This is a genomic window from Leptothoe kymatousa TAU-MAC 1615 (assembly GCF_018739865.1).
Classification (GTDB): domain Bacteria; phylum Cyanobacteriota; class Cyanobacteriia; order Phormidesmidales; family Phormidesmidaceae; genus Leptothoe; species Leptothoe kymatousa.
Genome location: NZ_JADOER010000004.1, coordinates 320,341 through 334,265, shown reverse-complemented (window position 1 = coordinate 334,265; position 13,925 = coordinate 320,341). Strand labels below are relative to the sequence as shown.

The window sequence follows — 13,925 nt, the reverse complement described above, 5'->3', positions numbered from 1 at the left end:
ACTCTAAATTGCCTTAAAAAGGAATTTCATCGTAGTCGGGCGTATTGGCGGGCTGGCTTGCGGGTGGCGCACTTGGTGCAGCAGCAGGGGCTGATGAAGCCGCCGCTGCGCCACTGCTACTGTCAGCAATGGGTGCCGCTTCGGCCATGGTCATCGATTGCATATCGCTCATGCGATGTACTCGCTGAACTGTAATCTCTGCCTGCTTTTCGCGAAACCCCTCAGACCGATCCACGGTTTTCATGGTGAGGCGCCCCTCTAGCACTACCCGGTCCCCAGGAGCATAGCTGGCGGACTGAATAGTTTGAGCCAAGTTACCCCATCCCACTGCTTTGAACTGGGATGGGCTGTCCTCTGGACGGAGCCCCGCTATTTTGATTTTGAATTCGGCGATGGGAGTTTGATTGTCCGAGGTATACCGCAGCTGCGGGACCTCTACAATCTCTCCCATGAGGATGCAATGGTTCATACAACTTGTTCCTCTCGAATACCCTGCTCTTTTTCAATGAAACTTTGAACCCGTTGACGATAGTCTTGGAGTTTGGTATCTACCCAGTCACGGTCTTCACTATTGGCAAAGATATGCACCAGTGGATCGCCCGCATCTGGCAGAATCAGTACCCAGCTATCGCTGGTACGATCGATGACCTTAACTCCATCAACTAGTTCAAGGGTATCAGCAGGATGACTCTCAACAAGATAGCGCATGAGGGCGCCTTTGATGGTCCAGGGGCAGCGCAATGTTTGCACCCGGTGGGAAATCCGTGGCAGGTCACCCCAGATCCGCCCGAGGGACTGCTCTTGAATCGTTAACATTTCAATTAACTTAGCAATGCAGAACATGGCGTCAAAGCCTGGATGAAGCTGGGGAAAGATAAAGCCCATGTCGCCACTACCGCCTAACACGACGTTACTGCTGGCCTGGCAAGCTTCCATCAGGGCGGTGGGGTTGGCCTTAGTACGGACGACGCTACCGCCATGACGCCGCGCAATTTGCTCAATGGCGCCGGACGTGTGCACTGGGACTACGACAGTGCCCTTCGGATGGGCGGTTAAAATCATGTGGGTCATCAGCGCAGTCAGCATTTCTCCACGGATGGGTGAGCCCACTTCATCCATCAGGACTAGCTGTTCGCCGTTGGCCGCGACCTGGACGCCAAAGGTGGCCTGTAAGGCTTGGACCACCTGCCCAAGCTGGCCTAACATGCTTTCTCGCTCAACATTGGAGGGGGCCGTTTGGCTTAAGCTGGCATTGAGGACAACGGCATCGCAACCAAATTTACCCAATAGTCGAGGTAATACCGCACCGGAAACGGCATAGGCATAGTCGATAACGACTTTGGATTTGCTGTGGCGAATGGCCTCGACACTCAGGCGCTTTTGAAATTCGGTGGTGTAGGTATCTACCAGGTTGGCTGGGTAGGAAACCTCGCCAATTTCGTGAATTTGCGAACGTCTGAGGTTTTCTTTGAAGTAGGCGCCTTCAATTTTCTTTTCTTTGCCCTTGGGAATATCAATGCCGTTTTTATCAAAAAATTCAATCAGAATCTGATCGGCACGGTCGGGGTGGAGACGCACGTGAATACCACCGGCGACACCCAGGGTGGGGATAATGGCGCGGGCTACGGGGATAGCCGTTGCTTCTAAGTTTTGGATATTGATGCCGACGGACATCAGTCCGGCAATTAGCGATCGCGACACCATGCGAGCAATGCTGCGCTGGTCCCGCGACACAGTGACATGGGACCCCGGCTTCAGTGTAGACCCATAGGCCGCCCCCAGCTTCACCGCAAACTCAGGGGTGATATCAATATTGGCAAGACCGGTCACCCCCCGCTGACCAAACAAATTACGCTGGGCCGTATTACCCCAAATCAGGTTGATATTAAGGGTGGCACCCGATTCAATTCGCTTACTCGGCCAAACCCTTACTCCGGGGCTAATTTGAGCCTCTTCACCCACCGTAGATAGGGCACCGACCACAGCGCCCTCCAGCACATGGGCCCGGCGGTCGGCGCGGGTCCCCCGGGCAATGACACAGGCCCGCAGGTGGGTCTCATCGCCAATAATGGCTCCATTCCACAAAATGGGACGCTTCAAATCCGCGTCACTGCCCACGGTCACATTGTCACCAATGACCGTGCCGGGCTCTAGGGTCACCCTGGCCCCAATGCGACAGTTCCGACCAATCAACACCGGAGGCTTGATCACCGCAGTCGAATCAATGTGGGTATTTTTCCCCACATAGACCCCTTCAGACTGCTTGGGATAGGCAAAATCAACCAGCACCTTACCGTCTAGGGCGTCGTACTGGGCTTCACGATAGGCCTCTAGGTGGCCCACATCGCACCAATAGCCATCGGCCACATAGCCGTACATGGGGTCTCCCTTTTCAAGCAACAGGGGAAACAAATCCTTAGAAAAATCCTTCTCCTGGTTTGGAGGCAAATAATCTAGCACCTCAGGCTCCAAAATGTAGGTGCCCGTGTTGACCGTATCCGAGAAAATTTCACTGGTGGAGGGTTTCTCAAGGAACCGCTTGATCCGGCCTTCTTCGTCCGTAATGACCACACCGAATTCAATCGGATTAGGAACACGGGTGAGCACTAGGGTTGCCTTCGAGCCCTTTTCCTTATGGAAACGAATCGCCTCCTTAAGATCAAAATCAGTGATGCTATCACCGCTAATCACCAGGAATGTATCATCTAGCAGCTCAGCAATATTCTTGACACATCCTGCGGTGCCGAGGGGTTGATCTTCCTCAACGGCGTAGGTCATTTGCACCCCAAAATCGCGCCCATCTTGGAAATAGTCACGCATCACATCAGGAAGATAGTGCAAGGTGGCAATCACTTCCTTAATGTCGTGTCGCTTGAGTAGGTTAACAATATGCTCCGCAATGGGACGGTTGAGCACAGGAACCATGGGCTTAGGCAGGTCGCAAGTCAGAGGTCGAAGCCGGGTGCCGGAACCTCCAGCCATGAGTACTGCGCGCATAATTCCTCCTATGATTTTGTGAGAATTCAAACAATTGTTATTGAGAGTAAGCCGAAATGGGTCTATGGCGTTACCCTTTGAAATGCATCTGTGCAGTATGGCGACAGATATTTAGCTTTTGTTGATGGGTTGTATGCAGTGTTAATTGTACTTGTTTTGTTAAGCCGTCCTTCATATTGGTTAACGCATCCTTCAAATTCCTTAGTTTAAAGCTATCCCAGATAGCTGGATGTATTCCATACACTGGTCGGCTTGACCAAACTGTATTTACCGTGGCCACTGCTGGATAGATATAGCTCTAAATCGAATTCAAGGATTAACCGACCATGTCTCATTTACTAGTGTTCTTTCTTTTAGCTGGTTACAGCTACGGTGCGTGGAAATTTTGGACCGGGTTCAACCGCACTAACTTCAGCAGTGGCCGCCTGTATTTAACATTGTTGTGGCCTGTGTTCATCATCAGTGCGTCCTATCGGCAAAACTTTACCAAGGCACTGAAAGGGCGCTAAGGGCACATCTTGCTACAGGCACAATGTAAAGGAATAGGAATCCCCCATGGTGTTAAGCCAGTTACAGGCAGTTGCCCAAAGATTTGACCGAGAATATCAGGGAGAAGCCTTTGACCTACCGGATGAGATCCAAGAACTGGCGGTGTTTCGAGATTGGGTGGCCGGGAGTTTAACGCCACGCATCACCAGCAAATTTTGGGAAGTCGCAAAACCCAAAAAAGGGCAGCGCTGCTTAGACCTGGGCTGTGGACTCAGTTTTTTAATCTATCCGTGGAAAGAATGGAAAGCCGTTTTTTTTGGCCAGGACATCAGCAAAGTTGCCCAAATGGCCCTGAACCAACGGGGGCCACAGCTCGACTCTAAGCTCTTCAAAGGCGTCCAGTTAGCGCCTGCACACAAGCTAGAGTATGAGCCGGCCAGCTTTGACATCGTCATTGCCACTGGGGTGAGCTGCTACTATCCACTGGCCTATTGGGAACAGGTGATGACGGCGGTGAAACCCTGTCTGAAACCGGGTGGCAGCTTTATATTTGATGTGATCAATCCCGAAACGGAGTTAGCTGAGAACTGGGGGATTTTAGAAACTTATTTAGGTGCCGATGTAGAGCTAACTGAACTCACCCAATGGCGCAGCTTGATTAAATCTATGGGCGCAAAGGTGACTAAACAGGCTGCTGGGGAAGTATTTCAAATGTATAGGGTGCAATGGCCATAACGCGCAATGGCCATAACGCGCAATGGCCATTGCGACGTGCCCTGGTTATGGCAACGATCCACCGCATCTAGGGACAACAGGACTATGGATTTAATGTTGGCTCGGAAAAATTACCCTTGACGGATGTGACTGAAGTGCTATCTTGGTGTCTAAATTTTTGCGTCTGCGATTTTATTTGACAACGTATGGTGATCGGTGATTATTTAGTTGCCAAGTGGAGCTTGGACCGCTATATTGCCTTCCAATCACCACCGTAGTCCTTTGTTGACCTGTTGCCCCTAAAATATCGACCCTACGTCGATTGAGCCTATGTCGCCCAGCCCCTCGCTACCCTTCAATTCCCTTCCCGAGGGCAGCACCCTACCGGGCGGTACGCCTGTGTTCGCACTTAAGGAGCTGGTGGCACGGCTGCAGCGGGAGCAGTACAAAATTCAAGATTTACTTAGCTCCCTGGGCTTTGCCCTGAGAAGTCTGAATAATATTAGTCAGTTCCTAGAGCTGATTCCCATGATTGCCAGCCGGGTGACGGATGCCACCGGGGGGGCGTTGGTTTTGTTTCGCCCCAACGGTCAGCTACGTCTAGAACGGCTTTACTGCCCTGCCAGTGACACCTGCCAAACCGTGCGATACGCCCTGGAATCGGCAACGCGGCAAATTACATCGTCCCTATCGGGCTCGTTAGGCAACAAGGCCAGAGATGAAGAGGGCAAGGATCTAACCAACCAGATTGCTCGCAGCGCCATGGTGACGTTAGATCAGCAGTTAAACCATTTCCTATCCCCCGATTTAAAGCTGTTTGGCACCTCCATCATTGTGCAAAATGTGGAGCGTGGTCGCCTGTATGTGTTTAGTGACGACGGCGACTATACCTGGACTGAAACCCGCCAAAAGTTAGTGCGTCTGGTGGCAGACCAAACGGCTGTAGCGATTGAAAACGATGAGCTGACCCTAGCCCTGCGCAAAAAGGAACGCCTAGACCGTGAGTTAGAGCTAGGGGCCGAAATTCAAGAGAAATTGCTGCCGCGTCAATGTCCCGCAATTGAGGGGGTGGACCTGGCGGCGCGCTGTCAGACAGCCCAAAAGGTGGGGGGAGACTACTACGATTTTATTCCCACCACCTACGACCAACTGCGCACACCGGATACCCCACTGTCTGCGGCCCAACCTTGGAGCATCGCCATTGGTGATGTGATGGGCAAAGGTGTCCCCGCCGGCTTAATTATGACCATGCTACGGGGCATGCTGCGGGCTGAGGTATTGAATGACCATTCCCCTGGGCAAATTTTGCAGAATTTAAACTGCGTCATGCATACCGATTTGGAAAATTCCAATCGATTTGTGACCCTGTTCTATGCGGAATATGATCCTAAAACCCAGCTGTTTGCCTATGGGAATGCGGCCCACAACCCTCCGCTGCTATGGCAGGCGGCCACCAACACCATTAATAGGTTAGATGCGGATGGCATGTTGCTGGGTTTAGATATTGATACGCGCTACCACGAAGGTCAGGTACAGCTTTACCCAGGGGATGTGGTGATTTTCTACACCGACGGGTTTACCGATGCGGCCAATATTCGCGGTGAGCGCTTTGATGAAGATAATTTGATCAAAGCCGTGTCTTGGGCCTGCCACAACTTAGAAAACTCCCAAGAGATTTTGGATTATCTCTTTAATTTGTTGCGCCACTTTATTGGGTCCGATCGGGCGAAGGATGATGATACGACCCTGGTGGTGATGAAGGTGACGAAACCGGCTGAATTTCGTCAGCTTTTGGCAATTGAACAGTAGGGATGTTCTGCAGTAAGTCAGACCTGCGCCACGGTCGATCCCTGACATCGTGCCATCCGATCAATCGAGAAAATTTGCTCTGTTTGTAGACCATTGCCCTGTCTAAATCGGCAATGGTCTTGATGTTATTGGGGCGGAGTGCAATGATCGGGTTGCCTTCCTATTTTTTGTTTTTCACTTTTAAATAGGCCCCATGAAAATCGATACGTCTTCTACCTTAGTCAACGAGTTTATTGTGGCTGATGCCGCCTTTTTGCCCCCCAAGACCAATACTCAGCCAGTTGTGGGACAACTAATCGAAGATAATTTCTTTGATCGCTCTGGGGACATTTTGGGAAATTTCGTTGAGTCTGGTCAGCTCTGGGCATTGCTGATTGGCATTGTTGTAGGGTACTTAATTCGAGGTATGACCACGTACTAACTGACAACCCGTCGGTATGCTGGCTGCCCCATTCGCTAAATTTGTAGGAGTTTTCAAGATTTGAGTACGTCTTCCACCCCTTGGAGCCAGCGTTTTGAGACTGGTTTACACCCAATCATTGCTGAATTTAACGCCAGCATTGGTTTTGATATTGCTCTGGTTGACTATGACCTGACTGGCTCCCAGGCCCATGCCAAAATGCTGGCCAAGGTGGGAATTATTTCGGCGGATGAGGGCCAACGTCTGGTGGAGGGACTGGAGGCGATTCGGGCTGAATATCACCAGGGCACCTTTACCCCTGGTGTGGATGAAGAAGATGTCCATTTTGCGGTGGAGCGCCGCCTCACGGAGATCCTGGGCCCCTTGGGGAAGAAATTGCATACGGGTCGTTCTCGCAACGATCAGGTGGGCACCGATACTCGACTTTATTTGCGATCGCAAATACACACCATCCAAACCCTACTGCGGGATTTTCAAAAAGCCCTGCTAACCCATGCGGCCACCCATGTGGAAACCCTGATTCCTGGGTATACCCACCTGCAGCGTGCCCAACCCCTTAGTTTGGCCCACCACCTGCTGGCCTATGTGGAAATGGCCCATCGCGACCACGAACGCCTGGGGGATGTGGCCAAGCGGGTCAACACCTCACCCCTGGGGGCGGGGGCATTGGCGGGCACCACCTTTCCCATTGACCGGGAATATACCGCCAAGGAACTTGGGTTTGACCGCATCTATGCCAACAGCCTAGATGCCGTTAGCGATCGCGACTTTGCCATCGAATTTGCCAGCGCCGCCAGCATTATCATGGTGCACCTGTCGCGTCTGGCCGAAGAAGTCATTTTTTGGGCATCGGAAGAATTTCGCTTTGTCACCCTCACCGACAGCTGCTCCACCGGGTCCAGCATTATGCCCCAAAAGAAAAACCCCGATGTGCCCGAGCTGGTGCGGGGTAAAACGGGTCGTGTGTTTGGCCACCTGCAGGGGCTGCTGACCATGATGAAGGGACTGCCCCTGGCCTACAACAAAGACCTGCAAGAAGACAAAGAAGCCCTGTTTGACACCGTCAAAACCGTCCAAGGCTGCATCCAGGCCATGACAATTTTGCTGCACCAAGGCATGGAATTTCGCCCCCAGCGCTTAGCAGAAGCCGTCGCCAGCGACTTTTCCAATGCGACGGATGTGGCCGATTATCTCGCCGCTAAGGGCGTACCCTTCCGCGATGCCTACAATCTGGTGGGCACCGTGGTCAAAACCTCGTTGGCCGCCGGCAAGCTACTCAAGGACCTCACCCTAGACGAATGGCAGGCCATCCATCCCGCCTTTGAACAGGATATTTATGGTGCGATCGCGCCACAACAAGTAGTCGCCGCCCGCAACAGCTTAGGCGGAACCGGCTTTGAACAAGTCAAACAAGCCCTAGCCCAGGCCCAGGCAATGGTGAACCAATAACAGCGAGGGGCCAACCATGCCCTAACGATAGACAGACTCGGACCAATCGTAACTAGGGGTGCTGGTGGGCCGTTGAGGCAAATGGTATCCATAGGTGCGTTTCGGCTGCCAAGACGTCTCACCATAGGTACCTGGACGCCACACAGTGCCATGGTTATCGTCGGACTGCTGATTATCATGTCCGGCCCCATAGCCTACTGCTGACGGCTCGCTGTGGCCGGCATAGGAGGCATCAGACTCCTGAGACGATGCGGTCTGCTCAGGCTCGGTGGCCTCTCGCTTAGCGGCCCCCGCCCGCTTACACTTCCGCAAGAGCGAATCCCAGGTCAAATTGGGCTGACCCAACGCATGCCTAAACTGATCCAACAGGGCACCGTTGGGGCCATTGGAGAGGGGCAAACGACGCACCAATGGCCTAGAGGCCCGCAAAGGATCCACCTGCACCGCAGCCAACGCCTGCCGCACCGCACGACGAATCTCTTTTCGCAGTTCGTGCTTCGCCTTGTGATACTGAGACTGCCAACCTTTTTCACTGGCCGCATATAGAGACGGCAAGCGATTTAAAGCATAGGTCTCCACTTCAATGGGCTTAACATACTTAAGAACACGAGTGGGCAGCTGGCGCAGCTGATGCTCCACCTCTTCTGCCACCAAAAGTTCCATGACGTTAATGTAATCCCGCAGGGGAGGTGCTTTCACATCAACCATGGCATTTGTCACCTACTCAACAACAATCCCGGCACAACGCCTGTTCGCGCCTGTTCAATGGAGCCATTAGACCCACATTTGCAGTATCGAAACATTGCAAACATAAACAGGCATGGAACTAGCAAAAACAAGTACGCCTTCTATGCAGACATAGATCCAAACTACAAAATGCTTTTCCGGATTTTGTTTGCAAATCAGGAAAACTAGCGACTTTATTCTTCGAAATCTCCTAGCTTGCCTATGGCGCTCGTAATTACGAAACCTTGCACGGGTGGGTGTTACACCCTATCAGTATAACCACCCACTCGCCAAATAAAAGAGAATCACAGCAGCCACTAAATTTCTTATTAAAACCGAAAAAATAGATACAAAAACATTGAGTTATTCAGCCAATTCATAGAGGCCGGGTTTCATGCCATTGAGCTACCCCATGGAGGCTGTTAACGATGTACTGCTTGGTTATATAAGTACACATTACATCAGGGCAATGAGGGAAAGGCCCTATCTAGCAAAAAGCAATCCCATTATTATCTCTTGGCTATAAAATTTTTCCATAAAAGATTTTCATCCAACCATGGCAGGACGGCGGAACAAAAGCCACGGCGCAAAAACGGCGGCACAAAAACAAACGAACCGAGGCATAGGCCATCAGTTCGCCATGGAGAGTGTGAAAAAGTAAACGGCCCGCGATACTAATTAGGCCGTACGCCCAACTTAGCGCTAGGCCGTAGCCGATCCGGGTTAGACCAGCCAATAATAGAATCCATCGCCTGGGGCAAAAAGCGTTGGCACCAAAGCGCCAAATGGCTTTGCCAACCAATGGTAATTTCTGACGTACGTGACTTCAGCCCCGACATTAGCCCCTGGGCCACCTGCTCCGTACTTAGGGGCAGCACCCAGCGAAATAAATCAAACTCCTCCACCATGTCCGTATTCGTTAACGACGGCAACAGCGTCACAACCCGCACCTGGTGGGGCGCTAGCTCATGGCGCAGGGCCTGGGTAAAGCCCACAATGGCAAACTTCGTTGCCGAATAGGTGGCCATGGTGGGGGCTGCCACCTTGCCCATCAAACTAGAGACATTCACAATGGTGCCCTGACGGCGAGAGGCCATACGACGCCCCACCAGCCAGGTCACCGTATACAGCCCCATCAAATTTGTAGACAGTTCAGTATGGGCTTGGCCCAACGGTGTTTTCAAAAAATTAGATTGATAGGCAACCCCCGCACAGTTCACCAACAAATCAAAGGGGCCATAATCTTTCCACGCTTGGGCAACAACAATATTGACCGCCTTAGACTCCGTCAGGTCAACGGACAGCGGTATCGCTTGGGCACCATATTTACGAATTTCTGTTGCCACCTCTCGCAACTTGTCCAGGTTGCGCGCAATCAGCAATATATAGCGAGCCCCTTGCTTAGCCAACTCAATAGCAATTGCACGGCCAATACCCCGTGAGGCTCCGGTGACCAGAGCCGTTTTTCCATTCATATCCATGTAAAATCTCCCAACGGCATCAGCCCCTTTCCCACGACGGGACTATCAGGGCCGAAACCGCACTAAATTTTCAAGTAATTATTGAAACGAAACCAAACGATTACTCAGAAGACTGAATTGTCCATTGAACGATAGTCATGCCCAGCACTAGGGATTTGTATTGTTGACGCCAAGGAACTTACCCACTTACCAGGCACTCTGTGTATCTGTGCCCTTCAGATGTGGCCATCCCAACGTCCAAACAAAGTTTAGAACCTACCTAAAATGTTTAACGTGGACATGTTCTTGCCATGATGCCAGGTGATCATTTCAAACGACATCACAAACAATTCATGGGTCACACCTTAGCAATTAGAAACAATAACTGCAACGTTTTTTTAAGCAGGGCATGACATTCCCCCAAAAAGTTGTCGACAAAGTGCCACGATCCCATTGATATATAAGGGATTAGGAAATTTTCAAAAATCCCCAAAAAAATTGAACACAATGGCGATCCAAATCACACCCATTAGGTAGTCAAGGATACTATTGCCTTAGCCAAAAAGCCCAAAAAGATTACACAGAAAGGGATACAGCGATCTCAAAAAATCTCCCATCCATTCCCATGAGATCAGTTTCAACGCATGGGTGATGGCGGACACAATTTGCGTATATACCCGTAGTTTTTTTATACACAAGAACCCCGTGGTTCTCCCCCCCATCGGGAGAGAACATAATTTGCAATCAAACTAGAAAAGAATATTCAAAATCACAAAGTGGTGATGTGGATCATTGATGCTTAAAAAAACAGGGGAGCTATATACCATTGCCCCCGTTATATCGCTATCCTAAAAAAGTTTGACTTTGCTCACATTCTCGACCAATGGCGCATAATTCTGGCGATTCCGTCGTAGCCCAATGCTCTGAACTTATAGAAAGCCTGATACAGGCAACCTTAAAAGGCAAAATCCGCTCCAAAAACCAGGTCTATCGCCAGCTAGACGAAGGCCTACCCACGGGCAGTGGAGAAATATTTGAACGCCGTTTAGCGGAGCGGATGCAGGCAGCGGAGCAAGACACCTCCCTAAAAGGTCCGCGAATTGTGCGGGCCCTAAAAATGGTAGAGGGGGAATGGGCCAACCTCCAGAAAAAACGCCAGGTCGAAGAAAAAGTGTCCACGGTAACGGCTCAAATTTCAGCAGCGACCGGAGAAGAACAGCTAGACACATTGCTAAAACTGTTGGATCCCAATCAGCCCCAGCCCCCCACCCGCGACCAATTAAAACAACTAGCAAAGTCTCTAGAAGCCGAGAACAATGAAACCCTAAGCAAAGGCATCGTATCTGGCCTAGCTGCGTTTAGCAACCTAGAAGGAGAGTTGGTAAGCTGGATGTATGAGGCCGGTGGCAGAGACATTGGCTTTGGGTCCGAAAAACGGCGAGGGCCCTGGCAGCATTGGGCAAAGCGGGTGGACCATACCGTGCCGCAACAGCTTTTTGATACCCTAGCCAAGGGAGAATCGGTCACGGAGCTAGCCAGCGGCTGGAGCCGCCTAGACGAAAGCAGCTGGGTGCAACTGGCCATTCTGTTGCACTACCTCAAACAGGGACTGGTGAAATGGTTTGACCAACAACCCTACAACGTCAAGCTAGGCAAAAAACTCTCCTATTCCACGTTTTTAATTTTTGCCAGCATTGAGGCCAGTTTGGCCCAAGGCTTTAGCCGCCCCCACCTGAAGCGGGGTTCGTTTCAGCTAATGCAGCACAGCCTGCGCAGCTTTGCCCAGCGGGAAGACTTTCCGCTCTATGGCGGCGTGTTTGCCGCCTTCGATGGGGGGTATTTGCAAGATACCCTGGACTATTTTGGTGAGCCCCTCAAGCAGGTGCCGGGCACCCAGGAAAAGGCACGGTTGCTGACGTTGCTGGGCTATTCCCAGCGCACATTGGGACGGTATGAGCAAGCGCTGGAATTTCACCAAGAAGCGTTGGAAATTGCCACCGCGGCAAAGGACCAGCGGTGTGTGATTGCCAGCTTTAACCATTTGGCGCGGGTGCATGTGTTGCAAAAAGCCTACGACGAGGCCAAGAACTTTAGCCAGCGGGCGTTGATCATGGCGCGGCAGCAGGGGGATGCGTTGGGGGAGGCCAATGCCCTGGTGAACTATGGCTACAGTGAGGTATTTGCGGCGCGGGCCATAGATACGCCGGACCTGGCGGTGTATGAACAGGCCATCGGCTATTTGGAGCGGGGCCGAGAGCTGGCGGAAACCCTAGGAGATTTTCAGAGTAAGGCGTTGGCCTATAACAGCATGGGCATTGCCTATAGCATTTCGGGGCAGTCGGGGTTGGCGATTGAAACATTGGAGAAAGCGCTGCCGCTGACCCAGGCGGCGGGGAATGTGTATTTGCAGGGGGTGACGTGTACGTATTTGGCCGAGGCGCAGCGGGCGTTGGGGAAGGTGGACGCGGCGGTGCTATACGGGGCGTTGGGGATGTATTTGTTGCATCAGATTGGGTCGTCGGAGTGGCGGCAGGGGGCGGGGTTGTTGCGGGTGATTGCGGGAGAGCTGGGGGAGGGCGCGTTTGAGCAGGTGCTGCAGGGGCAGCGGCGGCAGGTGATTCAGTGGATTGGGGTGGATGGGTTTGATTATTTGGGGACGTTGTTGGCGGAGTATTGAGGGCGTAGGGGCCATTGCCTTGTGCTTGCCCTTTGATCGGATTGGCGATGGGTCGGGACGGTTGGCCGGGCTTCGACTCCGCTCAGCCCTCTGTTATGACCTGGTTCCCAGTCTGTGCCGGGTGAACGGATGCGGTGGCTCTGCCACCTGGTTAGCAGGCACAGACTGCCGGGTGGGGGGCGCAGGCGCAGACTGGGCACCAGGGTTGGCCGGGCTTCGACTCCGCTCAGCCCTCTGTTATTGTCTGGTGCCCAGGGATGACCTCATGTAGGTTGGGTTGAGCCAGCGAAACCCAACATCGACCGTTATCGCAGCTACCAGGATGCCTATCCTAACGACATAATCAGCTAGGCTACTGTCATGCAATACCGTCGCGCTAAAACGCCCGGTGCCATCTACTTTTTTACCGTTGTCACCTACAATCGCCAGCACCTATTCACAACAGACGATACGATTCAACTGCTGCGTCAGGCGTTTTACGTCATAAAACAGAACCATCCATTTGATATTGACGCGATTATCTTACTGCCCGATCATCTCCATTGCATTTGGACATTACCCGATGGTGATGCCGATTTTTCTATGCGTTGGCGGTTAATCAAGGCTTATTTTAGTCGTTATTGTCCAGAGGCTTATAAATGTCAGCGTTCGTTAGCTCGCTTAAGGAAAAAGGAACAAGCAATCTGGCAACGTCGGTTTTGGGAACATCAAATCCGTGATGAAAGAGATTTTGAACGGCATGTGGATTATATTCATTACAATCCGGTGAAGCATCAGTTGGTAAATGCTCCGAAGGACTGGCCCTATTCGAGTTTTCGTCGTTTTGTGGTGCAGGGCGTGTATGCCGATGATTGGGGCATTGATCGGGGTGATGTAGGTTGGGTTGAACGGAGTGAAACCCAACGTCGAAACGGTTAGGAATGGTCGGATTTGTTGGGTTTCGCGGGCTCTACCCAACCTACGGGGCTGGTTGGGAAAGTGGTGTAGGTTGGGTTAAACGGAGTGAAACCCAACAATTAGAGACGCTTAGGGTTTGTTGGGTTTCGCGGGGCTCTACCCAACCTACGGGGCTGGTTGGGAAAGTGGTGTAGGTTGGGTTGAACGGAGTGAAACCCAACATTAGAGAGATGGTAAGGATTTGTTGGGTTTCGCGGGGCTCTACCCAACCTACGGGGCTGGTTGG

12 protein-coding genes are annotated in these 13,925 nt (G+C 51.9%); 8 read left to right on the top strand and 4 right to left on the bottom strand.

Annotated features, from left to right (window positions below):
* Positions 1-13: 13 nt before the first annotated feature.
* A complete protein-coding gene (locus tag IXB28_RS03930) occupies positions 14-469 on the bottom strand; it encodes a single-stranded DNA-binding protein (RefSeq protein WP_215617237.1) in 456 nt (151 codons plus the stop codon).
* Positions 466-2,997, bottom strand: a complete 2,532-nt coding sequence (locus IXB28_RS03925; RefSeq protein WP_215617236.1) for a mannose-1-phosphate guanyltransferase — start codon at positions 2,995-2,997, stop codon at positions 466-468. Before IXB28_RS03925 ends, IXB28_RS03930 begins: the two co-directional genes overlap by 4 nt.
* Before the next feature lie 326 nt (positions 2,998-3,323).
* Here IXB28_RS03925 and IXB28_RS03920 point away from each other — a divergent pair, with 326 nt between their 5' ends.
* The 5 genes from IXB28_RS03920 to argH all read left to right on the top strand — a co-directional run bounded on the left by IXB28_RS03920 (position 3,324) and on the right by argH (position 7,879).
* Positions 3,324-3,506 carry a hypothetical protein gene (locus IXB28_RS03920; RefSeq protein WP_215617235.1) on the top strand — a complete coding sequence of 61 codons (183 nt, stop codon included), beginning with the start codon at positions 3,324-3,326 and terminating at the stop codon, positions 3,504-3,506.
* Positions 3,507-3,552: 46 nt separating this feature from the next.
* Positions 3,553-4,221: a class I SAM-dependent methyltransferase gene (locus IXB28_RS03915; RefSeq protein ID WP_215617234.1), complete on the top strand. Its 669-nt coding sequence runs from the start codon at positions 3,553-3,555 to the stop codon at positions 4,219-4,221.
* A 309-nt stretch (positions 4,222-4,530) separates the two neighbouring features.
* Positions 4,531-6,009: a PP2C family protein-serine/threonine phosphatase gene (locus tag IXB28_RS03910; protein ID WP_215617233.1), complete on the top strand. Its 1,479-nt coding sequence runs from the start codon at positions 4,531-4,533 to the stop codon at positions 6,007-6,009.
* Positions 6,010-6,202: 193 nt separating this feature from the next.
* Positions 6,203-6,430: a hypothetical protein gene (locus tag IXB28_RS03905; RefSeq protein WP_215617232.1), complete on the top strand. Its 228-nt coding sequence runs from the start codon at positions 6,203-6,205 to the stop codon at positions 6,428-6,430.
* A gap of 60 nt (positions 6,431-6,490) precedes the next feature.
* A complete protein-coding gene (gene argH, locus IXB28_RS03900) occupies positions 6,491-7,879 on the top strand; it encodes an argininosuccinate lyase (protein ID WP_215617231.1) in 1,389 nt (462 codons plus the stop codon).
* Between the two features lie 21 nt (positions 7,880-7,900).
* Here argH and IXB28_RS03895 read toward each other — a convergent pair whose 3' ends face one another.
* Together IXB28_RS03895 and IXB28_RS03890 are read right to left on the bottom strand one after the other, a co-directional pair.
* Entirely contained in the window at positions 7,901-8,587 is a 687-nt protein-coding gene (locus IXB28_RS03895) for a late competence development ComFB family protein (protein WP_215617230.1), read from the bottom strand.
* Between the two features lie 692 nt (positions 8,588-9,279).
* The gene (locus tag IXB28_RS03890) at positions 9,280-10,086 is read right to left on the bottom strand and encodes an SDR family NAD(P)-dependent oxidoreductase (RefSeq protein ID WP_215617229.1); all 807 of its coding nucleotides are present in this window, start codon (positions 10,084-10,086) and stop codon (positions 9,280-9,282) included.
* An 862-nt stretch (positions 10,087-10,948) separates the two neighbouring features.
* On the opposite strand from IXB28_RS03890, the gene IXB28_RS03885 reads away from it, so the two are divergent.
* From IXB28_RS03885 to IXB28_RS03875, 3 genes are all read left to right on the top strand, one after another.
* Positions 10,949-12,742: a tetratricopeptide repeat protein gene (locus IXB28_RS03885; RefSeq protein WP_215617228.1), complete on the top strand. Its 1,794-nt coding sequence runs from the start codon at positions 10,949-10,951 to the stop codon at positions 12,740-12,742.
* On the top strand, positions 12,702-13,013 hold the full coding sequence (locus IXB28_RS03880) for a hypothetical protein (protein WP_215617227.1): 312 nt from the start codon (positions 12,702-12,704) through the stop codon (positions 13,011-13,013). Before IXB28_RS03885 ends, IXB28_RS03880 begins: the two co-directional genes overlap by 41 nt.
* Positions 13,014-13,102: 89 nt before the next feature.
* The gene (locus tag IXB28_RS03875; protein ID WP_246559604.1) at positions 13,103-13,660 is read left to right on the top strand and encodes an REP-associated tyrosine transposase; all 558 of its coding nucleotides are present in this window, start codon (positions 13,103-13,105) and stop codon (positions 13,658-13,660) included.
* Positions 13,661-13,925 lie beyond the last annotated feature (265 nt).

Bases quoted from the DNA above. Each gene is read 5' to 3' on its own strand.
- IXB28_RS03885 (WP_215617228.1), top strand. From the start codon at position 10,949: ATGGCGCATAATTCTGGCGATTCCGTCGTAGCCCAATGCTCTGAACTT.
- IXB28_RS03915 (WP_215617234.1), top strand. From the start codon at position 3,553: ATGGTGTTAAGCCAGTTACAGGCAGTTGCCCAAAGATTTGACCGAGAA.
- IXB28_RS03920 (WP_215617235.1), top strand. From the start codon at position 3,324: ATGTCTCATTTACTAGTGTTCTTTCTTTTAGCTGGTTACAGCTACGGT.
- IXB28_RS03905 (WP_215617232.1), top strand. From the start codon at position 6,203: ATGAAAATCGATACGTCTTCTACCTTAGTCAACGAGTTTATTGTGGCT.
- IXB28_RS03910 (WP_215617233.1), top strand. From the start codon at position 4,531: ATGTCGCCCAGCCCCTCGCTACCCTTCAATTCCCTTCCCGAGGGCAGC.
- IXB28_RS03895 (WP_215617230.1), bottom strand. From the start codon at position 8,587: ATGGTTGATGTGAAAGCACCTCCCCTGCGGGATTACATTAACGTCATG.
- IXB28_RS03925 (WP_215617236.1), bottom strand. From the start codon at position 2,997: ATGCGCGCAGTACTCATGGCTGGAGGTTCCGGCACCCGGCTTCGACCT.
- IXB28_RS03890 (WP_215617229.1), bottom strand. From the start codon at position 10,086: ATGGATATGAATGGAAAAACGGCTCTGGTCACCGGAGCCTCACGGGGT.
- IXB28_RS03930 (WP_215617237.1), bottom strand. From the start codon at position 469: ATGAACCATTGCATCCTCATGGGAGAGATTGTAGAGGTCCCGCAGCTG.
- IXB28_RS03880 (WP_215617227.1), top strand. From the start codon at position 12,702: ATGGGTTTGATTATTTGGGGACGTTGTTGGCGGAGTATTGAGGGCGTA.
- IXB28_RS03875 (WP_246559604.1), top strand. From the start codon at position 13,103: ATGCAATACCGTCGCGCTAAAACGCCCGGTGCCATCTACTTTTTTACC.